Raw genomic sequence first — 23,664 nt, forward strand, 5'->3', positions numbered from 1 at the left:
TTAAGATACCTAATTTTTACGTAAAAAAAGCTGCTCTTATATAGAGCAGCTTTTTTATGCGTTACCATTTATGTGGGCGATATTTATATATACATCATTCGATAATACGTTATTGCTTAACGATTGGGTACCGTCAGACGCTGACCACGTTGCAACATAGTATCAGCAGCGATATTATTCATCTCAGCCAATTCTTGGGTTGATACACCATATTTACGAGCTAAACCAATCAAGCTATCGCCTGAGCCAACCGTGTAGCTCACCGTCGCTTTTGGCACTTTTAGGGTTTGTCCACGCTGTAGCTGGGCATTCGTCGCCAAGTCATTGGTCGCTGCCAAATCCTCTACAGAGATACCAAACTGACGAGCTAAGGCAATCAAGCCATCGCCAGATTTGACTTTGTAATTTTCAGTATTTCCTAGCTTTTTACCGCTGCTACTACTCTGACTGCTACTGCTTTGATTACTGTTGCTTTGACTACTATTAGAAGCCGAAGAGCTTGTAGAAGCCGAAGAGCTTGCCACGCTACCGCCCGCAGGAATAGTAATAGTACGACCTAATATCAAGTTAGACGTCGTGCTCAGGTTATTTGCTGAAGCTAAATCGCTCAAGCCGATATTATAGCGTTTGGCGACACCTGTTAGCGTATCACCAGATTTTACTTTATAGCTGACGGCTTTATCATTCAGTTGGCGATCAACTAACTCTTTTGAAACCGGTACTTTAATCGTTTGCCCACGTTGCAGGCGCGCTCTTGCATCAAAGTTACTGTTTACAGCAGCGATCTCTGCTGCACTAACACCCAAGCTATTTGCAATACCGATCAAGGTATCACCTGATTTTACTTTATAACTAGTGGTCGCTACTGATCTTGTATTACTAGCACTACTAGAGCTTGTGGTGCTTGCTGCATCGAAATTAACACTAGCAGGTACTTTTAGTGTTTGACCCACATAAAGTGAGCTTGTGCTATTGATACCGTTCAGGCTAGCTAACGTGTCTGTCGATACGTTAAATTGACGCGCTAATACAATCAGACCGTCACCCGGTTTTACTTTATAGTTCTTAGTCGCAGTGCTTGATTTACTTGGTCTGGTAGATGGTGCCGCAGGTGTTGTGGCGGGCGCTTTTACCTTACCAGGTACTAGCCAGAGCTTTTGTCCTCTGAGCAGATCAGCACGGCTACTGAGGTTATTGTAGCTGGCAAGCTGTGTGACCGATAAACCAAAACGGTTGGCCGTACCAATAAGCGTGTCGCCACCTTGTACAACATAGCTTTCAGGCTGATTGGCGGCTGGGTTACTGGCAGCGCTTAGCGGCTCGATAGTTTTGGCATTGTATAGATACAACGTGCTGCCAGATAGTAAGTTGGCACTAGCATCTATTTGGTTCCACTCTGCGATATCACGCCAATTTACCCCTGCACGGCTTGCGATATTCGATAGCGTATCGCCACGTTTGACCGTATAAGTGGTACGCGTGCCTTGTGGTTTTGGTTTACTAACTGACGTTTTAGCAAAGCTCAGCTTTTTCTCTTCACCGCTTGCTTCTAAGATAGACTGCTGCGTCTGTACGGCTGATAGGTTGATATTACCATCCGCGTTAATAACGTTGGTCTCAGAGGTATTGCTACGGATTTGGTTGGCAATGAAGTCGCGCTCTTCTTTGCTAAGCGGTGGCTCTTGGACAATCGTATTATTCTGAGTAATCTGAGCTGAGGTAGTCGGTAGACTGTTGCTGCTCTTGAGCTCAGCATTGATCTTTTTGGTTTCTGCATTGGTTATTGGCGGCTCAGTACGTACTGAGGCATTACCACTATAGACAGAGCTGCTAGTCGTTTGAGCAGACGGTGAGATATAGCTCGTTGTTTGCTGAGGTACGCTTGCGCTGGCAGCATAATCAGCCAATGCGCTACTGCTGGATGGCAATGACGATGAAGTGTATGGCTTGCTATTGTAGCTTGGTGTCGTTGTAGTTGGGGTGCTTGTATTGCTAAAAGCCAATACATTGCTTGTGCCATTACCACGCAATAGACTCAGTTTGGCATCAGCGTTCAAGCTAACATCGTTAGGAATGATAACGCGCTGTGGACCAGAGGAATCCACACGACCTGAAGTCAATGCCGTGTTGAGTCGCTCTAACTCATCATAACTCACGCCTGTAAGCTGTGATACTTCAGACAAGCTCACACCGTAGTTGACCGGCACACTACGGAAATGCTGACGGTTAGCGATAGCTGGTAGATATACGCCATACTGTTCAGGCTTTGCCACGATTTCGGCTACTGCCAAAAAGCGCGGCACATAATTCATGGTTTCAGTTGGTAGTTGTAGTGACCAGTAGTCTGTTGGTAGTCCACGTGCGGCATTGGCATCAATCGCTTTTTGGATACGACCAGGTCCTGCGTTGTAGGCGGCTAGCGCCAGCTCCCAGCTACCAAACTGGTTGTGTAGCGCAGTCAAAAAGTCATAAGCGGCGCGCGTTGATTCGATAACGTCACGGCGACCATCGTAGGTACTGCTCTGATTCAGACCATAGATACGACCTGTACTTGGGATAAACTGCCATAGGCCTGCCGCTGCTGCACTACTGGTACCACTTGGATCGTACGAGCTTTCGATAACTGGTAACAACGCCAACTCTGTTGGAATGTTGCGGCGCTCAGCCTCTCGTACCGTATGGTAAATGTAGCGACTGGCACGCGCCGTCAAACGATTTAGATAATCCTGACGGCTGGTAAACCAGCTTTTTTGTCCTTCGATACGCTGATTATAAATCGGCTTACCACCGTTCATACGGTAGCCGGCACGCAAACGATTCCATAGATCACCATACTGCTGAATAGCAAGCTGGTTGCCCTCCACCATCGTCATGTCAGTGGCTTCTAATAGATCTGCCAATTCATCCAAGCTCTCTGCATCCAAAAACGCAGTTGAGTAATCTGCAGTGCTCGTAGTCGCCCCTTGATTAGCAGGACGCTTGGTAATAATAGCTGAGCTATTGGTTGCACCTTTATTTTTTACTGTTGAGGTGTTGCTACACGCACTGATGAGTAAAGTTGATACCGCAAGCGTCAATGGTAACGCAACAAACGAGCGAGATTTTGATAGCACAGTAGACATGATATTGGAAGTTTCCTAACGACAGAAAGTGATAAGACGAAGTTGAGAGATAGTATAGTATGCAACGTAAAGTAAAGACCAGCCTAATATAAAAGACACTAATAATCATTTTTATTAGTATCTAATAGATTGTATTGACCAGTATCTAGTTAATAGCTACTTGTGATACTGCACGTAATAATACAGCGTTACCAGTAGATACCGTCAGCGTTACACGAGATGTCGTAACAAATGATGTTTGCTGACCGTCTTTCGTCCAGCTCTCATTTGTCGTTACATTGGCTTTTGCCTGATCTCCTGTAATAACAATGTTATCTACAGAGATATCGTAGCGGTAATTGGACGTATCATTCCAGCTATTTTGCAGCAGCTTCAAATATGCATCTTTGTCTAAGCTGGTAGATTTACCTTTTCTAGATAATGAAATCAACGCATCGTCAGATACCAGACGCGCGACTTGATTGATACTCTGACTATTTGCAGATGATTTCATTGCTGCGGCGTAGTTTTGCACTAACGCTTCGGTCATCGTAGCGGCTTGCGCATTGATACTAATGGTGCTGGCGACTGCTAATATCGCAGTGACGCTGGCGCCCTTTACCAATAAAGCCAAAAGCCTACTTCCCAATAATTTTTTCATGATAATCCTTAGCGATATTTTTTCGTTTGCGCCGTAGTGACGATCAACGCTCTTTTATCATTTGTGTTGTTGATGTACTTATATAGTAAGTATACTCATATCATATGCCGAGCCTATCATTGAATTCTCACAGGCATGTGACACCCTGTGTAATTATTGCGAATATAAAAGCACAGGATGCTCACAAAAGCCGTTCTTTGAATCGAAGGTTATTATATCCTCTGATTTCAACAACTTTAGTCGTGATAATAGCAATAGCACTCAATCGATAACGCTAAAATTTGTTTTCGCTATTGCTATCTTCATACTGCTCATCATCACTGAGTTTCATACCCAAACGCTCTACGCGTCTGTCCATCATTTGTCGAGCCAATGCCTGCATATCTTCCACGCGATCTATTTCATCGACAATCTCAAGACCTAACAATGTCTCAAATACATCTTCTAATGTGACCAACCCTTTGACTTCACCATATTCGCCAACGGTAATTGCGATATGAATACGATTTTTTAGCATAAGCTCCAACAGATCAAACAGTTTCATTTTAGAGAATACAAACGTGATGTCTCTTTTGAACTGCGTCAAAGGCTTGTGCGTGGCATGGTTGACTTTTGCCAATAGCATGTCAGTTTTTAAAACAAAACCAGTAATGTTATCTAGATCACCATCATAAATGGGCAATCGAGAAAACGTGAGCTTTGGACGATCAACCAATAACTCAGCCACTGTTTTGTTTTCTTCAAATGCGAGCATCACTGAGCGCGGCGTCATGATGTCTTCAACTTTGATCGCGCCGAATGCTAGTAGATTGCGAATGATGCGCGACTCTAGTGGATCGATTTGACCCGATTCTTCACCGATGCTAGCAAGGGCTGCAAACTCACGACGGCTGAACGTTTGCGGTTCTTTACCGCGTACTAATAACTTCGTCAAACGCTCTGATACCCAAATAAGTGGGTATAAAATCATAATGATACCGCGGACAAAGTACGCCACCATACCACTTAGCTGACGCCAATAGACAGTGCCTAGTGTTTTTGGAATAATCTCAGACAGGAACAAAATAGCCAGTGTCATAATGGCTGAGAACAATCCAAACCATGCGCTACCAAATACAATGGTGGCTTGGGCACCCGCTCCGATAGAACCCAACGTGTGAGCAACGGTATTCAAGGTCAAGATAGCTGCCAGTGATTGATCGATATTGTCGACCTTTAGGCTCTTTAGCATATCCGCTTTTTTGGGATTGGTTTCTTGTACATCTGCAATAAACGATGGCGTCATGCTCAGCAAAACAGACTCAGCCAACGAGCAGGCAAAAGAGACACCAATAGCGAGGACAACAAAAAATATCAATAGTCCCACGTTTAGGGCAGTTGGTGCGGCTGCCACGGCGGTTGGCGATGCAGCGCCCGCCGCCCACACAGAATGCGGCAACATCAGCGCCAACGCACAAAGCACGGCAAAGAAGGTATAACCAAATCGAGAACTAGTCGTCATTCTCGGGGGAGGCTCTGCAGATGCGTCTTCACGATGAGCACGCGGACGACATAAACGAGGTACAAACATAAAAGTGGTGAACAAGTTGGGTAACCTAAAAAGAGAAAAAGGAAGATGATATAACGAGCCAATCATATACATTATCGAGGTGATATCAGATATCTACTGATCAATAGTCATAACGGCTCAATGCTGATTTAGACACCGTCTCAAAGCTAAAATAGTGCTTCGATAAATAGCATACTAAATGCATGCAGTCATTGCCATTTGATAGTAGCATTGATGATATCTTTTCACAATAAGTCACTATTTTTAAGTTTTTATTTTTTGGTGACTTTTATTGTTTGGTATTGCCTCAATATTATTTGGCTCAATGGCATATGATATTGATCATTTTGGCATCATATATTTGATATAGCAAAAATATTATCCTGCTATCCGGCGGCTTATTCTCTGCCATTACATCAACAAAAACACGCTCAGCCTATGATTAACAGTTACCAAGTCTGGGATTTTTTGTTACTATGCGTCTAATTTTATTATTATCTATGAACCACTGAGAGACATTATGAGCTTATTTATTCAAGCTGCCCATGCTGCACCAGAAGCCGCTGGTGCTGGATCGCTATTCGGTCAGATTTTACTTCCTGTTGCTTTTTTTGCCATTTTTTACTTTTTGGTCATTCGCCCGCAGTCTAAGCGTACCAAAGAGCACCGTGCCATGGTGAATGCATTGACGGTTGGCAACGAAATCATCTTTGCTGGTGGTTTGATGGGTCGTATCAAAGCGATAGAAGGCGATTATGCAGTTGTGAGCTTAAATAACAACACGGATGTCAAAGTGCAACGTGCTTCTGTTATTTCAGTATTGCCTGCTGGCACAATCGAAAGCGTTTAATCGAAAACGTTTAATTATTACTGAGCTTTATCGGTAGTAATTTAATGGTCGTATCACCACTGGGTGCAATGACCAAATAATGACCGTATATCATTTACGGTCATTTTTCGCTATTAAGGTAGTCGCTATTAAGGTAGTAAGGTACGGCTGTTATATAAGCTAGCCTAGCCTGTAGATATATTGACTTTGCCTGTTTCACCAATGATATTCTTGGTGACTCGATAAAGATACGTCTGTATTATTTGCTTTACTGTTTTATGTTTTACTATCACCGCGGATGATCGCAATGGAGCCTGATGAATAATGGAGCCTGCTAAATATAGCAGTCAGCCATTGCTGTCGCTAACTTCCCATCTGCTAACTTGTGGCTCACGTCGCCAGTCGTTTATCAACTTAAAGAAGTGATTATGCAATATCCCGCTTGGAAATACTTACTTATTGCCGTCGTGCTCATCATTGCCGGTCTATATGCTGCTCCTAACTTATACCCTGACGAACCTGCCGTGCAGATTACGAGCGCAGCAGCAGGGACTCAACTGTCTGAAGGTATCTTGACCCAGTCTCAAAGCTTACTCGAAGAGGCAGGTCTAGAGAATCATAATGGTACGTTTGAGGGCAACAGTGCACTGGTACGTCTCAACAACCCAGTCGATCAGCTAAAAGCGCAAGAAGTACTACGTCAAAACTTGGGTGAGGACTATGTGGTCGCTCTCAACTTAGCACAAACGACCCCGCAGTGGCTGCGTGATATCGGTGCCAGACCGATGAAACTTGGCCTTGATTTACGCGGTGGTGTACGTTTTGTACTAGAAGTCGATATGGACAAGGCGCTTGAACAGCGCTTGAACAGCGCCAGTCGTGTTATGCGACGCGAGTTACGTGCTGAGCGAGTGGCGATTAAAGGTATAAAAACCGAAGACCGCGGCGTTGTACTACATTTTGCTGATACAGATACCCGTAATCGTGCGCAAAACATTTTGCAAGGCTCGATGAGCAATACCTTCAACTTGCAATCTTCAATTGATAACCAAGGTCCTGCATTGGTATTGTCATATAACGACGCAACGCTTGACGAAATCAATAGTTACGCGGTCAATCAAAACTTAACAACGCTACGTAACCGTATTGCCGAGCTGGGTGTGACTGAAGCATTGGTACAATCTCAAGGCTCTAGCCGTATCGTGGTCGAGCTGCCAGGCGTACAAGACACTGCTGAAGCAAAACGTGTCCTTGGACGTACTGCCAACCTTGAGTTCCGTATGGTGGCAGAAGACGCTGATACCTACACAGGCGGTATTCCTCCAGCAGGTACTGAAGCATTCCCATTTGAGACACTCGATGGTCCACCAGTGTTGCTAGATCGCCAAGCGATCGTCACGGGCGATAAAGTGACCAATGCACAGACAGGCGTCGACGAAAACGGCTCGCCAGAAGTGAGCATCACGCTAGACAGTGCTGGTGGTAAGCTCATGCAAAACGCCACTCGCACCGCTGTCGGCAAGCAGATGGCTGTATTGTTCATTGAAAACAAGCAAAGAATCACTTACGAAGAAGATCCAGCGACTGGTGAGACAACTGAAGTACGTACGCCTTATGCTGAAACCAAGGTCATTAACCGTGCCAATATTCAAGCAGTACTGGGTTCATCATTCCGTATTACTGGTCTTGATAGCACAGCTGAGGCCGCTGAGCTTGCGCTACTACTGCGCTCAGGTGCACTTGCCGCACCAATGTACTTTGTAGAAGAACGCACCATTGGCCCATCGCTGGGTCAAGAGAACATTGATAAAGGCTTATTCTCTACGCAGGTCGGCTATTTATTAGTCTTCGTATTTATGATTATCTTCTATCGCCTATTTGGTGTGATTGCCAACGTGGCATTGGCGGTGAACGTTATTATTATTATTGCGATTATGTCAATTTTGGGTTCGTCACTGACGCTACCTGGTATTGCTGGTATCGTCTTGACCATTGGTATGGCGGTTGATGCCAACGTACTGATCTTTGAGCGGATACGAGAAGAGATTGCCAATGGGGTACGGCCAAAATCTGCCATCGTGGCAGGTTTTGATCGGGCATTTAGTAGTATTTTTGATGCCAACATCACAACCTTATTGGTCGCGTTTATCCTATTTGCGATTGGTACGGGTCCGATTAAAGGCTTTGCGGTTACGCTAGCTATTGGTATTGTCAGCTCACTGTTTACCGCTATTTTGGTGACGCGTGCACTGGTACAAATTGCTTATGGTAAGCGTAAATCCATCAAAAGTCTGAGCATCGGTTAGGAGAACATTATGGCGATCGAAAATAATAACCCTTTAGAACAGCAGAATAATCCTGATCGAAATGGCTCGAACGGTGATGCGACTACTGCAAGTACCCGCCGCCGCAAAAAACCACGCCGTGATGGCAAAGGTAGCAATACCAAAACCAATAACCCAACTACCACCAAATCTGGCAAAAGTAGTGGCCGCCGTGGTGGTAAAGGCCAAGCTGGTACAGACAATCAAGCCCTCTCTACTGCTGTTGATCCTAACCTAGCAGCAAGTGACGCGGCTGATGATGCCGCAGCCATGGCTGAGGGCGGTATCAAAGCCGTTGGTAATCAGCGCATCATTCCCTTTATGAAGATAGAAAAGCCAATGGCGCTGCTATCTTTATTTATGGTGATCGGTAGTATCATTGCTATTGCCGTCAACGGTCTGAACTTGGGTCTTGATTTTACGGGCGGTGTCTCAGCAGACGTGCGTTATGAGCAGCCTGTTGAGCAAGTTGCTGTTGTACAAGCACTGGCAGACAATGGTTTTGATGATGCTGTCGTTCAATATCTCGGTACACGTGAAGAGCTACTGGTACGACTACCGCCCCAGTCTGATAATGTGGATGGGCTGAATACTGACCTAACTCAAGCATTAGCATTGCCTAACAATACCGCTACTATCAGTAACGTCAATATCATTGGTAGCCAAGTGGGTAATGAGGTTTATCTAAACTCCGTTATGGCATTGGTGTTGGCATTGGTTTGTATGCTGGGCTATGTAGCGCTACGATTCCAGTTCAAATTGTCGCTTGGTGCTGTGCTGTCACTATTTCATGATGCAGTGGTGACCATTGGTGTATTTGCGCTATTTGGCTTCCCTTTTGACTTAACGGTATTAGCTGCTGTATTAGCGTTGATTGGTTATTCATTGAACGATACGATTGTGGTTTATGACCGTATCCGCGAAAACTTCCGCCGTGTCCGTGGTATTACCCCAGAGCAGACGATTGACTTGTCTTTGACCGAAACCCTACGCCGTACCATCATGACCATCTCAACAGTCCTATTGGTCGTATTGGCCATGTTGTTCCTAGGCGGTGAAGGGCTATACTGGTTCTCAGTCGCGCTATTTATTGGTCTACTTGCAGGTACTTACTCATCGACCTATATTGCAAGCTCGATTCCATTACGCATGGGTCTATCACGCGATGATTTTATCGTAAAAGTGAAGCCAGAGTTTGAAGAAGAGATTGTCACCTTCAATGATCCAAAAATGTTTGAGCAAGACAACGTCTAGTAAGGTATATTAGAGGACATAGTACACTTATGTAGCGTACGGTTAGCCTTTGTATTATCGCTGATGAAATAGTAATAATGTTTCGACAAGAGCACCTGACTTATGAATAATGAGTCTAGGTGCTTTTGTCTTTATAGCAATTTTGCCTCACTTATCAAATGCGTTGCACTGCTGCTTTGCCAAAACCAAATAATATATTGCCCTCTTTATCGCCTCAGTATAAACGAGCCACCAATGCCAGCCAATACCTCAGCATCCAACGTCATGCCGCCTATCGATACCAGCTATAAGCGTATCATTGCCATTGCCCTACCTGTCCTATTGGCCAATCTCGCCATGCCATTGCAAAGTGTGATCGACACAGCGATTGTCGGTAATATGAATGAGACGGCCAAACTGGCTGGCATGGGTTTGGCAATACAGCTGTTGTCCTTGTTGCTCGTTAGCTTTAACTTTTTACAATACGCCTCCTCTGGTTTATCCGCGCAAGCTTTAGGACAACTGGCCAATCATACTGATAACAATGGGCGCACTGCGACAACAGCGTCACCGTTACTGTCTATTTTACAGCGCGCGTTGTTATTAGCCTTCTTAATCGGCGCAGTTTTGCTACTGGCCAAACCGTGGCTGATCGATGTTGGGTTACAAGTGTTATCAGCCAATCCTGAAAGTGGTCGCGCTGCAAAAATCTATTTGGATGTGCGATTTTGGGGAGTGATCGCTGAGCTGATGAACTTTGCCTTTATAGGTTGGTTTGCAGGGCAAGGCAAGACACGATATATGCTGTATCAGCAGGGATTTATTGCTCTGATCAATATCGTGCTGACTTTATTTTTTGTGTTCATTATGAATATGGGCTTGGTTGGTGTGGCATTGGGTACGACCATTGCGTTTTGGTTAGGTGTGTTACTAGCGTTATCACTAAGCCGCCATCACTTAAAGGTATCATGGACAGCTTTACTCAGAGCAGATAAGCAGCATTTTACAAAAAATAAAATGCTTAGGCTATTTTCTTTAAATAAAGATATTTTTGTCCGTACTCTTATCTTAACGCTCAGTTTTGCTTGGATTACTCGGCTATCGGCTCAAAGTGGCGATGTGATATTGGCCGCCAATGCCATTTTACTACAGGTATTGAGCATCTCAGCTTTTGCACTTGATGGCGTTGCTGTCTCTGCTGAGACGTTAAGTGGGCAAGCTGCTGGTCGGCGTGACTGGCCACGTTTTTTGATGATCATAAAACGCACGGGCATTGTCAGTTATAGCCTAGCAATCCTGCTGAGCGCTATCTGGTGGCTTGCAATGCCAAGTTATCTAGATTTTATGACCAATATTGAATCGGTGTTTGCCCTCGCCTATAAGTACCACCTATATGCCGTATTGTTACCCCTCGTGGGTGTTGGAGCCTACTGGTTAGATGGTATATTTTTTGGTTTGACAGCAGGCAATGTGATTCGTAATGCTGCACTGATACTAGCTGCTATTTTCTTTCCGTTGAGCTGGCTGCTTTATCAGCAATGGGATATGACCGGTATTTGGCTGAGTGTATGGTGCTTACTGCTATTGAGGCTAATTATCTTAGGCGGATTTTTGTACCGTGCTCATCAATCAGGTAGTTATGAGAAGCTACAGCCAGAGGCTTAAACACTTTTTATTGTACAGCCATCACATACCGTTTTGACGCAATACAGTGTTTATTTTTAAGTGTAAAACAATCCGTTTATAAAAACAGTGTAAGAAAATTTAGGATGCCATGTGACCACTCATTCAAACGAACTCAGTCATCAAAAAGAACGCACTCACGATTGGACTGAGGGCTTCAAAAAAAGCTTGCCCGTTGCCATGGGATATCTGCCTGCTGGTATTGCCTTTGGTGTACTTGCACAAGTTGCTGGTATTCCTGTATGGGCAACGGTTATGCTCAGCATTGTGCTCTATGCTGGAGCGGCTCAATATGCTTGTTTGCCAATGCTAAGCGCTGGTCTGCCGATCGGTAATATCGCGACCAATATCGCCGCCATTAATTTACGCCACGTGTTTTATGGTATACCACTATTGCAATATCTACCAAAACATAAACTGGCAAAAACGTATTGCTTATTTGCCCTGACTGACGAGACCTTTTCAGTCATGACCAGTTTGCCAAACGAGGCACGACAAGCACTCATACTCCCTATTAGCTTATTTAACCAAAGCTGGTGGGTGCTCGCGAGTGCCATCGGCGTGATAATTGGAAGTACGCTTAGTGACTTAATTCCACATTTGGATTTTGCCTTGGTTTGTCTGTTTGCAATTTTGGCTTATGAGCAATTTCAAAGTATTAAACGTTATTTCCCCATTGGCATCGCTGTCATTGGCTTGATTGTCGCGTCTTTATTCACTAGCGATTGGTTATTGTTGGTGGCTATCACTATCTGTATGTTGATGATTTTGGTACGTGGATTTTGGATGCAGCGTCATGAAATAGGAGAATCTTATGACCAGTAGTTATCTTATTTTTGCGACGCTTGCGATGGCGGCAGTGACGTTCATCACTCGTGCGTTACCAGCATTAATCCCTAGAAAAGTTTTAGATACGCCTTGGCTACATCGACTGAATGAGAGCTTACCGTTGTCAGTGATGGTGCTACTTATCTTAACCAGTCTGTCATATCAGAACTTGCCAGTGGATATTGCCTTGAGTGATCCTGAGCTACATCTGTTAATGGCACAGGTTTGCGCACTTGTACTGGTACTCTTTATTTACCATATTAGCCGCCAGCTCTTGGTTAGCATGGTCGTTGGTATTGCCGCGATCAATGGTTTTGTCTGGATATTTACCAACTTTTTGACTTAACAGCAGCTAACCTTATACCAACATTCAGTATTGATTTTACTGGTATTTTTGGAAAAAAAAAGCTGGACTCTTAATAGAATCCAGCTTTTTATTTTCAAGCAATATATTTATTGCTATCTGGCTTAAAGCTCTTCAACACCCATCATATCGACTGGGGTATCAGCCACTATCTGCACGCCTTTTTTACCAGTCTTGGCCGTATCATTACGCTGCTCTTGCAGATGGTCAAGATACGCTTCATTGATCTGGCCAGTAATGTAGCAGCCATTAAATACAGCACAATCAAACCCTTCGACTCTGCTGTGCTTGGTATCTTTGACGGCATCGATCAAATCATCTAGGTCTTGGAAGATCAGACGGTCAGCACCAATGATCTCACGTACTTCCTCAACACTATTGCCTGAGGCAATCAGCTCGGTACGCACTGGCATGTCAATGCCGTATACGTTTGGAAACTTGACTGGTGGCGCGGCACTCGCAAAAAACACTTTATTAGCACCTGCATCACGCGCCATTTGAATGATCTCATGACACGTCGTACCACGAACGATTGAATCATCAACCAATAGTACGTTTTTGCCTTTAAACTCTAACGGCACCGCGCTTAGCTTTTGACGAACGGACTTTTTGCGCTGCTGTTGACCTGGCATGATAAACGTACGACCGATATAGCGGTTTTTCATAAACCCTTCACGGTACTTGACGTTCATTTTTAGCGCCAGCTCCATCGCTGAGGTACGTGAAGTATCTGGAATCGGGATGACCACGTCAATGTCATGATCTTCGCCCCACTCTGCAAGGATTTTGTCAGCCAATTTTTCACCCATACGTAGGCGTGATTTATAAACTGAGATATTATCCATAATAGAATCTGGACGGGCAAAGTACACATATTCAAAGATACAAGGCGTATATTCTTTTGGCGCTACGCATTGATACGTATGTAGCTTATGGTTCAAATCAATAAAAATAGCTTCGCCTGGTTTTACATCACGAACGATAGTGAAGCCAGAACCTGTCAATGCGACTGATTCAGAGGCGACCATATATTCGGTGCCGCCGTTTTCTGCCATGCGCTTACCAAAGATAAGCGGACGAATACCGTTTGGATCGCGGAACGCTAGTAATCCATGACCAGTAATCAAGGCCACAACGCCATAAGCCCCTTCACAGCGTCTATAAACGGCTTTTACCGCTTCAAAGATGTCATCGGCTGTTGGATGCGTCTTACCTAGATTTTGCATCTCATGTGCGAGTACGTTCAGCAGCACTTCAGAATCTGAATCGGTATTGAGGTGGCGACGATCTTCGATATACAAAGACTTTGCCAAACTCTCAGCATTGGTCAAGTTGCCATTATGCGCAAGCGTGATACCATAAGGTGAGTTAACATAAAATGGCTGGGCTTCAGCGCTACTAGAAGTACCAGCAGTTGGGTAACGAACGTGACCGATACCAAACTTACCGACCAGCTTCATCATGTGACGATTCATAAATACGTCACGTACCATACCGTTTTCTTTACGTAGGTAAAGTCGACCATCTTGCAAAGTAACAATACCTGCTGCATCTTGCCCGCGATGCTGTAGCATCGTTAAACCGTCATAAAGTATCTGATTGACTGGCTCATGAGCTGCAACTCCAATGACTCCACACATATAGCTATATCCTATTTAACTCATACATTAGTACGACAATAACGGCAAAACTGCTGACAGTATGTGGCTAAAATCACGCACTGTCGTCCACCGCTAACCTGATGATTTTGCAAGAAACTTCATGATAATTTTTGATCATCTGTTTTCGATGATCAATGACACATGTAAACGTTTAGAAGTATAAAAAGAATTAGAACAATAGAAAATTACGACTGATTGACTTGATCCCAAGCCATGCCCAACACATCTGATACCAATGCTTTCCCCATAGGTGCATAAGGTAGCAGCTCAGGGGCAAGGACTGAGGTTTGCCATTGCGGCATTTGTACTAGTAGTGGCGCAGTCACACTTAACACAACCAATACCATGAGTACATTTTTGGCAGCACCAAGCACCCCGCCCGCCATTTTATCGACCACGCCCAGACGCAGTGTCTTGAGCACACCTGAGAATACAAAAGCCACCAAGTGCATAACCGCCAATATCACAATCACCACCAGCAAAAAGGCCAGGGCCATTTGTAGTACGGGACTTTGGACAACACCAGACAACTGAGGCGACACCGATCCTGCGAGCCGAGTCGCAGCGATAAGAGCGATAAACCAGCCTACTAAGCCCACAGCTGTTTTGATCAGGCCAACTTGAAAGCCGCGCCACAAACCAATCAAGACAACAATAGCAATCACAATATCTAGAACGCTCATATTTTGTGCCTCATCAATTTATCCATGCTGCTAGCTTTCCATGGCATCATAATAGCCACCGATTGCTTGAATACAAGACTGTACTAGCCCAGGTCCTCTATATATAAGACCTGTATAGAGCTGTACCATGTCTGCACCTGCTTCGATTTTTTTGACGGCTTTGGCACCACTATCGATGCCACCCACACCTATCAAAGCAACTTTACCATCTAGCTGATCAGAGAACTGTTGTAAAATCTGGGTACTAATGTGGCTCACCGGACGACCTGACAAGCCGCCCATTTGATCACCATCACGTAAGTCTTCGACACCCACGCGGCTCAGTGTCGTATTGGTTGCAATCAAACCGTCAATTTCAAAGTCTAATAATTGCTGTGAGATATAGTCAACTTGCAATGGCTCTAGATCAGGTGCAACCTTGAGCACCAATGGCACATAAAAACCATATTCGGTGGCTAGTTGACTGTGACGGTTTTTAATTGTATCCATCAGCTGGGTCAGGGCCTCACCACTTTGCAAATCACGTAAGTTTTTGGTGTTTGGTGATGAGATATTTACCGTGATATATGAGGCATGTGGGTACACACGCTCTAAGCAATACACATAATCGTCTGCGGCTTGCTCTACCGGCGTGTCGGCATTTTTACCAATGTTGATACCGATATTGCCTTTGTATTTACAGCGTTTGACATTATCAATCAGATAATCAACGCCTTCATTGTTAAAACCCATACGGTTGATGATGGCGTCTGCTTGCTTGATTCTAAACAGTCTTGGCCTATCGTTGCCTGCTTGCGGTCTTGGCGTGACCGTACCTACTTCTATAAAACCAAAACCCAGCTCAGCCAGCGCGTCAATGTAGTCACCGTTTTTATCCAGTCCTGCTGCCAGACCCACTGGATTAGAGAACTGTAATCCCATACAGTCAGTAGGCTGCATTGACTGACCATACGCCAAACCTAAAACACGCGCTTTATGTGCTTTATCTAATAAAGATAGCGTCATCTCATGGGCGTGTTCGGGATCCATATTAAACAAAAAAGGACGAAGTAAGGCATAAGACATAGTGATGGCAAACCCTGCTCGAAAGAAATAGTGGATAAAGAATATGAATGAAATCAGGCGGAGCGATTATATCAGCTTAACAGAAACAAGCGCAAAGTTTCACACGGTAAATTTCTACATTTAACCCACCGTCAGCGCATACAAGCATTTATTAAATAGCCATAATAATTCACTGTCTTTTAAGCTCAACTGAATCAACAGCGAAAGACAACTAGTATATTATATCAAGGTACTGGGCGGCCGTCAGTGAGTGCAATCCAACCACGTATAATTCGATATAAATGCCAGATAAAGGTGAATGTCACAATCAACAGACCAAAGCCAGCCAGTAACGTCGAACCAATAGCGATATTGCCACTATCAGCTAGCATACTCACACCAAAACCACCTAAAGCAAAAGCTGTGATGACAATACCGATAATAAACCAAACGATACTGTACCAAAACGTTTTGATTTGCCAATCAAAATGCGTGGATAACCATGTATCATCAGCATCGTGGCGCTTGGCATAATTCATCACAATCGGCACGATCCACAGCAGACCAGCGGTAAAATAGCTAATCACATATAAGAAATAAGTGATGTGATTGTAAATGGTTAAAGAACGGCGCTTATCGTTGCTCATACTGTCACTCATTGGTTTGCGTTGTCCTTGCTGGTCAGTAATCTTGTCTGCTGAAAGCTATGCTCATCAGTATCGTTATGAAGAAAGTGCTTTACGCTAAATATCTATCGTTAGCAGTGGCTAATAAACATTTAATGGTGACAGATAAAAGGCTTTTCAATGACATCTAACTCAAAATGCCATTTGAAAAGCGAGTTACTAATAAATTGGATTGGAACATATCATGTTCTGTTACTCATATTCTACTATTAAGCCCATACCTGCCACTAAACAGTATCGAGTTATAAAGTGACAGTGGCTTGCACTTGGATAGATTTATTCGTTAGGTCTTGCTGCATGGATAACTGCGTGAACTGCCAACCTTGCTGCTCTAACTTGCCAAGAGCGGTACTTACGACAGCTTGACTGGGGTGGATAAAGCTTAACTGCACCGAATCACCAGCCGCAACGACCTGAGCATCTGTAATTCCTGTGGTATTTAGCAGCGCACTAATGCGATTGGCAGGCGGCATGTCAGCCTCTCCATTAGCGTTATTGCCAGCACTTAATGCATTACTATCGATATTACCTGCTTGCGCCCGCAACCAAAAATAATCAGCCACTTGTTCCTGATAATCATTTTCGCTCTCTTTTGCCGCTTGATGAATGCTATAACCACCATAACCGCCGATAAATACCAACAAAAATACGGATAATATAGCTAACGCTAGCTGATCGCGTGGCGGTAATGCTTGCCAGCGCGTTGATAGCATATTTTGGTAACTGCTCATACGCTCAGAGAATGCGTGCGTTTTAGTATTGGTTGCAGAGACAGCTGCACTGCGTTTGGTACGGCGCTGTAATCGTTTCATGTTTTGACCTTTTCTTACCAATACACTGATGAATTATGATGCTGCCGAAGTGTTCGCCGTATCGCTGTTTTCCACCACATCCACAGTGACCTGAGCACTAAATTGACCTTGATCATTACTACTCACTTGCGCAAGCTTGGCATTCAAACCTTGCGCTACTAGCGTGCTCGTGAATTGATCCAAACTGCCACGATCAGGTGCAATGAGTGTAAAACTGAGTGCAGATGGCTGCATCACTAGCGTCTGCGCACGCAGTGAAGATTGTTTGATTAAGGGTGATATCTTTGACAGCGCTGCCATGTGTGATGCAGGTGCCTGGCTGTCGCTAAGCAGTTTTGGCTGTAATTGTACTTGGAGCTTGGTTCGAGTGCTGAGGGGCTCATCAGTGAACCAAGATTGATACTGCGCTGCTATTTCAGTCTTGGTGGCAGCTGTTGCCTCATTATACTGGTACCACTGCACCCCATCGGTTGCCATCTGTAGCACTAAAGCCGATAACGCAACCATCATTGCTACCCGTAGATACGGTGATAACTGTGAGTCGGTTGATTTGATAAAGAAATTCAGCGCATGACGTTCTGGGTTGTCAATGGGCGCTGGTGTCGTGGGCAAGCTCGTTAATAACAGCTGGTGATCAGCAATCAGCGCTTTAGTTTGCGCCATAGAACTGGTAGTCGCTGATGTTGCTGGGTTATCATTGATACCCATACTATCCATTTTATTAGTGGCTAAATCACTAATAGCAAGGCTATTGGCTTCAATAGAAGTCAGCAACATCACTTCGCTTAAATGCGGAAAGCGCTCAAAGATCAACGGCAAATAGCTGACAGCCATACCTTGGCGCAATGATTGGCGCAATAGCAGAGTCTGCTCGTCTTGATATAATGTCACTTGCTGACCTGCACCTTCTTCTGGCGGTGGCAGTAATAGGAAATCTGGCAGTAGTGCCACTATATTCATACCCACGAGCTGAGCAATTTGCTGCCATGACTCAATATCGCTTTGTGCCAATGCGTAAAGCTGCGTCGTATCAGCATGGCTCAACTGACGAATAACCAATTGCTCAACTGGCGTTAGGGAGGTTTCTTCAAACAAATACTGCTTACCACTATTGCCCAGCTGCTTGAGCTGAGCAGTATTAAGCGCTGTGTCTACTTGCAATACATGACTTGAGGGAAAATATAAACAAATTGCCTTTTGGCCATTCGATTTATGATGACCATAGAGAGTTTGTAACTGTTGCCAACCATCAACCGTCTGCCATTGCTGTACATCTTCGCGCCAGACAGCTAGCGGACTATGCTGCGCTCGTAACCAAACATGTAACACTAAACGTGTCCTCGATTATTGCTGCGGTTATAAAAGTACTGTGATGAAGCAGTGCTACTATTTAGAAAGGATTGAGTCATTTTATCTGCTGAGCCAGTCGCTTAATTGGCATGATTGCCTCACTCTGAATTCACCCTATCTAAGAAATGGCTAGCCTAGTATGGTTGGTCAGGTACAAAACGATCCACTTCAGTGGCCATCCCAGTCATAACAAACTCCATTTCAAACACTCTGGCTTCTGCCAAAGAGAATGACTCAGGATAATCACCAGTCAACAAGCCTGCGATATAAGCGACGATTGACATATGACAAACAACGACCAGACAGTCTGCATCAATATTCGCAATATCAATTAAAGCCTCACGGGCATCATCAGAGGGCGTGATATTATCTTGTACTGTTGAAAGTACGTTGGGCATTCGTGACTGGAATGCAGCCAGCGTCTGCTGCGCCCTATCATAAGGACTGACGATAAAACAATCTGGATGATAGTGTGTGGTCACATACTCTGCCGTCTGTGCCGCTTGCTGTTGACCAAAGTCAGTCAGCTGACGCGCACTATCCGGACGCGTCTCATCTTCAGCTTGACCATGACGTACTAATATAATTTTCATAACCTTCCTTGGTGCGCGGAGTTAGCACTGTCTCTCAATAGTACCTTTTAATAAAATATCTTACTTATCAGCATCGCTATTTTTACTTTTGGTGTCGTCTTTGGTATTGTCTTTAGCGCTGTTACTGGAGTTTTTCATATGAGCGGTAAGCGCAGCATTGCTATGATCATGCGCCATCACAAACTCAACATCACTACGGAATCCCGCTTCCATCAAATGTAGTGCCACGCCTAATGCTGCTTTATCTTCATAAATGACCGCATAGAGCGCATGGGTGATAGGCATATAGATGCCCGCTTTAGTGGCTTTTTCGTGGACTTGCTGAATCGTATTGACCCCTTCAGCAGTTTGACCCAGTTTTTTGACGGCAGCATCAATACTCATGCCGCGACCGAGCATATTACCAATACGATAGTTGCGGCTTAACTCTGAGCTACAAGTGGCATATAAATCCCCCACTCCTGACAAACCTAAAAAGGTTAGCGGATTGGCCCCCTCTTCAACACCGAAACGACTCATTTCTGCCAAGGCACGAGTAAGGATCATTGCTTTGGTATTTTCACCCACTTCATAAGCAGCTGCCATACCCATGGCGATGGCATAGATGTTTTTGAGCGCGCCGCCAAGCTCGACACCGCGTACATCATCACTCGCGAACACTCTAAAGAATGCACTGTGTAAGGCCGCTTGTACCGCATGACGCAATGGCTCAGACTCACTTGCAATCACCGTGGCAGACGGCATGTTTTTCATGATTTCTATGGCAAGGTTTGGCCCTGACATAACACCGAAATTCACTTCAGGCAACACTTCTTTAATAATGTCGCTCATCATAGCAAAGGTATCTTTCTCCATCCCTTTGGTCAACGATACGATAGACTGCCCACTGATCAAAGGCGCAATGTTTTTTACCGTTTCGCGAAAAGCCAATCCCGGCACGGCGATAAAGATAATATCTTTGTCTTTGACGGTAGCCGCCAAATCATGACTGTATTTCAAACGGTCATCAAGCTTGTAGCCAGGCAGATATTTTTTATTAGTTTGAGTTTTTGCCATCGCTTTTACAGTACGTTTATTACGTACCCACAGCGTAGCATCGCAGCCATTACGCGCAGCCAAGTTTGCCATTGCCGTACCAAAGCTACCACCACCTAAAAACGCCAAACGCAGCTTGGTAGGGTTGCTGTGAATCTCTGCCATGTCTTTTGCGACTGCCGACTCAACTGGACTGGGCGTTGATTTTTTACGACCGATGCCTGACTTACTTGCACGCTCTAAGATACCTGCCAACATACCGTTTTGTTTTTCAGACGTATTGTTGCCCGCCTCATTGTTAGCGCTGTTGTTATTTTTATTGCTATCGTTAGGACTTGTCATGTTCTTTTATCCATGTTGACTGACTTATTCTCAATAGGAGCTACTGTTCCCAGATATCTCCGATACTCGGGCTCGCGGTCTTTTTGAGGTAATAATTTTACCAAGAGACAGCACTGAGTCAAATTACGACTCGAAGCGTACTAACGGCTCGATATCAATAGGTTTGCGTTTGGACTCATCTTTTGGACTAGTACCAGTATAAACAAAAGCGGTCACATAATCATCTGGACCCACATCAAAATAAGCTTTTACCGCAGGCTCATTACATAACAGCCCAGTACGCCAAACTGTACTAAATCCCTGAGCTTTGAGTGCCAGTATCAAATTTTGCACAGCAGCACCTGCACTTAGCATTTGCTCAAAGGGTGGCACTTTTTTATGTTCTTGCATTTGCGTCACGACCGTTATGATAACAGGTGCTCGGAACGGCATGGTATGGGTTTTTTTGATGGTTTTCTCAGACAGCTCTTCGCCCTCTTTGAGCGCTTTTTCTTTTGCTGCGGCTACCAAAGCATTACCTAACTCGTGACGTGCCTCGCCTTGCGTCACAATAAAGCGCCATGGACGCAGTTTTTTGTGATCGGGCGCTGTCGCTGCACACCCAATAGCAGACTCGATTTGATCCCGCGTTGGGGCTGGTGTATCCAAATTGCCCATGCTGCGTCTTGAATTAATCCAACCAATCAGCGCTTCACTGCTAGCTGAGACATCATTTGTGGCTACATTTTTAACGGGCAGTTTATTGTCCTGTGGCGCTTGGTTATTTTCATCTGTTGTCGTCATTGCCTGTCCTTACTTATTATTATTTATTTCTTTTCACGAACTACTTTTAAATCTGATACTTGTCATTGAAAATACTAAGCACCGAATGCTAAAAAACATTTGAGCTCTAGCAATGCCGTTTTAAAAAACATCAATTACGCAGCATCCTCGACACGGTGATCCATGCGTAGATAGTCTTCTGACTGCATCTCAAGCAAGCGCGAGCGGGTACGCTCAATCTCAAACGCTAGCTTTTCCCCTTGATACAAGTCCAAAATCGATTGCTCTGCGCGTACCAACAGTTTTACACGGCGATCATAAAACTCATCGACCAGATAAATAAAACGGCGCGTTGGATCACGCAAATCATCATCTAAAGCGGGTACTGAATCAACTAATACCGTGCTGAATTGTTTTGCAAGTTCAATAAAATCAGATGCCGAGCGCGGTGCCATGCATAGATGTCGAAAATCGCAAAACAAGATATCTTCGGTACGCGCGTTGATTGGGATCTCGCGGCCATTGATAGTAATCGGGTCATTGCTGATTTTTTGATTATTAGACAAGCTGGCAAAGCGGTTGGCGAGCCAGTGATGGTTGGCTTTGGTCATTGGTGATTTGTACAACTCTGCTTGCTGTAGCACGCGCAGACGGTAATCAATACCAGAGTCTATATTCATCACAGTCGTATGACTCTCGACCTCTGCAATGGCTGGTAAAAAACGGTCGCGGTGCAAACCATCTTTGTATAAACCAGACGGCTCAATATTTGAGGTGGCAACCAAAGTGATACCGCGATTAAACAGCATCGTAAATAAATCACCCAAAATCATCGCATCAGAGACGTTAGACACAAAAAACTCATCAAAGCAGATAATGACCGCTTCTTTATAAATAATATCGGCGACTTTTTCGAGTGGATCACTCTCGCCTTGAAGCTTATTCAACTCCTGATGAACACGCTGCATAAAATGATGGAAATGCAGACGCATTTTGCGCTCAATGGTCAATGAATCATAAAACATATCCATCATCCACGTCTTGCCGCGACCGACACCGCCCCACATATATAATCCAGTTGGCGCGGCAGGCTTAGATTTTAAAAACCCAAAGAACCCTTTCTTTTGCGGTGCGCTATTGATGAGCTGATGGTATATCTCATCAAGATAGCTCATGGCCTGAAATTGCTGCTCATCCCGAGTAAACTCATCGGTACTGACGGCTTTCTCGTAACGTTGCAATGGAGATAAACTCATAATACGACTCATCGTTGGATTAAATATCAAAATATTGGAGTGGCTAAGTGCTACCCTAAAACATGAATTATCGGTTAAGGTTAAAACTATGCGTTACTATGCGTTTCTAATAACTTCTTGAGCTCTGATAAGCGACCGTGAAAAAAGTGACCAGCACCATCGACGACGCTTACTGCAACTCCTAAGCGATCTGCAAATGCCTGCATATTTTTAGGCGCGATTACTTCGTCCGCATTACCATAAATCTCAAAGGTTTTATCGGCGGGTAGATTGATATCAGTACTGTCATTTTTTTCAACTGAGGGTGCGATAAGCGCGATTTTTGACACGTCAAAATCATCCAACCCCCATATATGCGCGGCTTCAAGCACTTGCTCAGCTACGCGGGCAGTGACATAACCACCAAAAGAAAAACCGCCCAGCCATAGCTTTCGGGCATTGGTTTGTTCAGCAATCCATTGTAGCACGGTCATTGCATCGACCACTTCACCTTCCGCATAATCATGCTCGCCTGTCGATTGACCAACGCCGCGAAAGTTAAAGCGCACCACATGCATGCCATTGTCACGGGCAAAGCGGTACATAGTCGTAACCACTTTATTGTTCATTGTCCCATCGAACAACGGATTGGGATGACACAGCAGCGCGACGGTATCTGTATTTGGGTCGTTAGGATTGTCATTTTGCCATAGTGCGTCGACCTCGAGCACACCAGCAGGAGCAGGAATCAATTGCATAGTATTACTTATTAATAAAAATGAATGGCTCAATTATCCTAGATATGATTTTTATTTCAAGTGATTTGCTGTGTACGGGTGCGACTTGTTTTATGTTAGGCCAAAGTTGATGCCCAGCAGCTGAGCATATG

At 44.5% G+C, this 23,664-nt stretch carries 20 protein-coding genes; 6 read left to right on the top strand and 14 right to left on the bottom strand.

The genetic code is table 11. From position 1 onward, the window contains the following. Positions 1-116: 116 nt before the first annotated feature. The 3 genes from PSBA01_RS00165 to PSBA01_RS00175 form a co-directional block, all read right to left on the bottom strand. Positions 117-3,122 (bottom strand): LysM peptidoglycan-binding domain-containing protein, encoded by a 3,006-nt coding sequence (locus PSBA01_RS00165; protein ID WP_186474695.1) that lies wholly within the window; start codon positions 3,120-3,122, stop codon positions 117-119. A 145-nt stretch (positions 3,123-3,267) separates the two neighbouring features. Then, entirely contained in the window at positions 3,268-3,762 is a 495-nt protein-coding gene (locus PSBA01_RS00170; protein ID WP_186474696.1) for a hypothetical protein, read from the bottom strand. Between the two features lie 274 nt (positions 3,763-4,036). Next, the gene (locus PSBA01_RS00175) at positions 4,037-5,332 is read right to left on the bottom strand and encodes a CNNM domain-containing protein (RefSeq protein WP_083328794.1); all 1,296 of its coding nucleotides are present in this window, start codon (positions 5,330-5,332) and stop codon (positions 4,037-4,039) included. A 499-nt stretch (positions 5,333-5,831) separates the two neighbouring features. Here PSBA01_RS00175 and yajC point away from each other — a divergent pair, with 499 nt between their 5' ends. The 6 genes from yajC (at position 5,832) to PSBA01_RS00205 (ending at position 12,554) form a co-directional block, all read left to right on the top strand. After that, a complete protein-coding gene (yajC, locus tag PSBA01_RS00180; RefSeq protein WP_071001390.1) occupies positions 5,832-6,161 on the top strand; it encodes a preprotein translocase subunit YajC in 330 nt (109 codons plus the stop codon). A gap of 407 nt (positions 6,162-6,568) precedes the next feature. Beyond that, positions 6,569-8,446 (top strand): protein translocase subunit SecD, encoded by a 1,878-nt coding sequence (secD, locus tag PSBA01_RS00185; RefSeq protein WP_186474697.1) that lies wholly within the window; start codon positions 6,569-6,571, stop codon positions 8,444-8,446. Positions 8,447-8,455: 9 nt separating this feature from the next. Then, complete coding sequence (gene secF / locus PSBA01_RS00190) at positions 8,456-9,718, top strand: protein translocase subunit SecF (RefSeq protein ID WP_071001388.1); 1,263 nt, start codon at positions 8,456-8,458, stop codon at positions 9,716-9,718. A 234-nt stretch (positions 9,719-9,952) separates the two neighbouring features. Next, complete coding sequence (locus tag PSBA01_RS00195) at positions 9,953-11,362, top strand: MATE family efflux transporter (RefSeq protein WP_093070944.1); 1,410 nt, start codon at positions 9,953-9,955, stop codon at positions 11,360-11,362. Between the two features lie 111 nt (positions 11,363-11,473). After that, positions 11,474-12,205, top strand: a complete 732-nt coding sequence (locus tag PSBA01_RS00200; protein ID WP_093070941.1) for an AzlC family ABC transporter permease — start codon at positions 11,474-11,476, stop codon at positions 12,203-12,205. Continuing rightward, the gene (locus PSBA01_RS00205) at positions 12,195-12,554 is read left to right on the top strand and encodes an AzlD domain-containing protein (RefSeq protein ID WP_093070939.1); all 360 of its coding nucleotides are present in this window, start codon (positions 12,195-12,197) and stop codon (positions 12,552-12,554) included. Before PSBA01_RS00200 ends, PSBA01_RS00205 begins: the two co-directional genes overlap by 11 nt. A 122-nt stretch (positions 12,555-12,676) precedes the next feature. On the opposite strand, the gene purF is transcribed toward PSBA01_RS00205, so the two are convergent. The 11 genes from purF to PSBA01_RS00260 form a co-directional block, all read right to left on the bottom strand. Beyond that, entirely contained in the window at positions 12,677-14,212 is a 1,536-nt protein-coding gene (gene purF / locus PSBA01_RS00210) for an amidophosphoribosyltransferase (RefSeq protein ID WP_093070936.1), read from the bottom strand. A 206-nt stretch (positions 14,213-14,418) separates the two neighbouring features. Beyond that, the gene (locus PSBA01_RS00215; protein ID WP_186474698.1) at positions 14,419-14,916 is read right to left on the bottom strand and encodes a CvpA family protein; all 498 of its coding nucleotides are present in this window, start codon (positions 14,914-14,916) and stop codon (positions 14,419-14,421) included. Positions 14,917-14,946: 30 nt separating this feature from the next. Further along, a complete protein-coding gene (locus PSBA01_RS00220; protein WP_058024983.1) occupies positions 14,947-15,981 on the bottom strand; it encodes a quinone-dependent dihydroorotate dehydrogenase in 1,035 nt (344 codons plus the stop codon). A gap of 224 nt (positions 15,982-16,205) precedes the next feature. Further along, positions 16,206-16,607 (bottom strand): DUF4870 family protein, encoded by a 402-nt coding sequence (locus PSBA01_RS00225; RefSeq protein WP_075106217.1) that lies wholly within the window; start codon positions 16,605-16,607, stop codon positions 16,206-16,208. Positions 16,608-16,888: 281 nt separating this feature from the next. Continuing rightward, complete coding sequence (gene gspM, locus PSBA01_RS00230) at positions 16,889-17,458, bottom strand: type II secretion system protein GspM (RefSeq protein ID WP_186474699.1); 570 nt, start codon at positions 17,456-17,458, stop codon at positions 16,889-16,891. A 33-nt stretch (positions 17,459-17,491) separates the two neighbouring features. Continuing rightward, a complete protein-coding gene (gene gspL, locus PSBA01_RS00235; RefSeq protein WP_186474700.1) occupies positions 17,492-18,787 on the bottom strand; it encodes a type II secretion system protein GspL in 1,296 nt (431 codons plus the stop codon). A 155-nt stretch (positions 18,788-18,942) separates the two neighbouring features. After that, on the bottom strand, positions 18,943-19,401 hold the full coding sequence (locus tag PSBA01_RS00240) for a SixA phosphatase family protein (RefSeq protein ID WP_186474701.1): 459 nt from the start codon (positions 19,399-19,401) through the stop codon (positions 18,943-18,945). A gap of 60 nt (positions 19,402-19,461) precedes the next feature. After that, complete coding sequence (locus tag PSBA01_RS00245; protein ID WP_186474702.1) at positions 19,462-20,778, bottom strand: NAD(P)H-dependent glycerol-3-phosphate dehydrogenase; 1,317 nt, start codon at positions 20,776-20,778, stop codon at positions 19,462-19,464. A 123-nt stretch (positions 20,779-20,901) separates the two neighbouring features. Beyond that, on the bottom strand, positions 20,902-21,561 hold the full coding sequence (locus PSBA01_RS00250; protein ID WP_186474703.1) for a nitroreductase: 660 nt from the start codon (positions 21,559-21,561) through the stop codon (positions 20,902-20,904). 134 nt (positions 21,562-21,695) lie between these two features. Next, on the bottom strand, positions 21,696-22,796 hold the full coding sequence (zapE, locus tag PSBA01_RS00255) for a cell division protein ZapE (protein ID WP_186474704.1): 1,101 nt from the start codon (positions 22,794-22,796) through the stop codon (positions 21,696-21,698). An 86-nt stretch (positions 22,797-22,882) separates the two neighbouring features. Continuing rightward, a complete protein-coding gene (locus PSBA01_RS00260; RefSeq protein WP_186474705.1) occupies positions 22,883-23,533 on the bottom strand; it encodes an alpha/beta hydrolase in 651 nt (216 codons plus the stop codon). Between the last annotated feature and the right edge of the window lie 131 nt (positions 23,534-23,664).

The sequence above is a fragment of the Psychrobacter sp. KCTC 72983 genome (genome assembly GCF_014280455.1).
In the GTDB taxonomy this organism is placed as follows: Bacteria; Pseudomonadota; Gammaproteobacteria; order Pseudomonadales; family Moraxellaceae; genus Psychrobacter; species Psychrobacter pacificensis.

Excerpts from the sequence above, each read along its gene's own strand:
- PSBA01_RS00165 (WP_186474695.1), bottom strand. The coding sequence starts at position 3,122 with ATGTCTACTGTGCTATCAAAATCTCGCTCGTTTGTTGCGTTACCATTG.
- PSBA01_RS00170 (WP_186474696.1), bottom strand. The coding sequence starts at position 3,762 with ATGAAAAAATTATTGGGAAGTAGGCTTTTGGCTTTATTGGTAAAGGGC.
- PSBA01_RS00175 (WP_083328794.1), bottom strand. The coding sequence starts at position 5,332 with ATGTTTGTACCTCGTTTATGTCGTCCGCGTGCTCATCGTGAAGACGCA.
- yajC (WP_071001390.1), top strand. The coding sequence starts at position 5,832 with ATGAGCTTATTTATTCAAGCTGCCCATGCTGCACCAGAAGCCGCTGGT.
- secD (WP_186474697.1), top strand. The coding sequence starts at position 6,569 with ATGCAATATCCCGCTTGGAAATACTTACTTATTGCCGTCGTGCTCATC.
- secF (WP_071001388.1), top strand. The coding sequence starts at position 8,456 with ATGGCGATCGAAAATAATAACCCTTTAGAACAGCAGAATAATCCTGAT.
- PSBA01_RS00195 (WP_093070944.1), top strand. The coding sequence starts at position 9,953 with ATGCCAGCCAATACCTCAGCATCCAACGTCATGCCGCCTATCGATACC.
- PSBA01_RS00205 (WP_093070939.1), top strand. The coding sequence starts at position 12,195 with ATGACCAGTAGTTATCTTATTTTTGCGACGCTTGCGATGGCGGCAGTG.
- purF (WP_093070936.1), bottom strand. The coding sequence starts at position 14,212 with ATGTGTGGAGTCATTGGAGTTGCAGCTCATGAGCCAGTCAATCAGATA.
- PSBA01_RS00215 (WP_186474698.1), bottom strand. The coding sequence starts at position 14,916 with ATGAGCGTTCTAGATATTGTGATTGCTATTGTTGTCTTGATTGGTTTG.
- PSBA01_RS00220 (WP_058024983.1), bottom strand. The coding sequence starts at position 15,981 with ATGTCTTATGCCTTACTTCGTCCTTTTTTGTTTAATATGGATCCCGAA.
- PSBA01_RS00225 (WP_075106217.1), bottom strand. The coding sequence starts at position 16,607 with ATGAGCAACGATAAGCGCCGTTCTTTAACCATTTACAATCACATCACT.
- gspM (WP_186474699.1), bottom strand. The coding sequence starts at position 17,458 with ATGAAACGATTACAGCGCCGTACCAAACGCAGTGCAGCTGTCTCTGCA.
- PSBA01_RS00240 (WP_186474701.1), bottom strand. The coding sequence starts at position 19,401 with ATGAAAATTATATTAGTACGTCATGGTCAAGCTGAAGATGAGACGCGT.
- PSBA01_RS00245 (WP_186474702.1), bottom strand. The coding sequence starts at position 20,778 with ATGACAAGTCCTAACGATAGCAATAAAAATAACAACAGCGCTAACAAT.
- PSBA01_RS00250 (WP_186474703.1), bottom strand. The coding sequence starts at position 21,561 with ATGACGACAACAGATGAAAATAACCAAGCGCCACAGGACAATAAACTG.
- zapE (WP_186474704.1), bottom strand. The coding sequence starts at position 22,796 with ATGAGTTTATCTCCATTGCAACGTTACGAGAAAGCCGTCAGTACCGAT.
- PSBA01_RS00260 (WP_186474705.1), bottom strand. The coding sequence starts at position 23,533 with ATGCAATTGATTCCTGCTCCTGCTGGTGTGCTCGAGGTCGACGCACTA.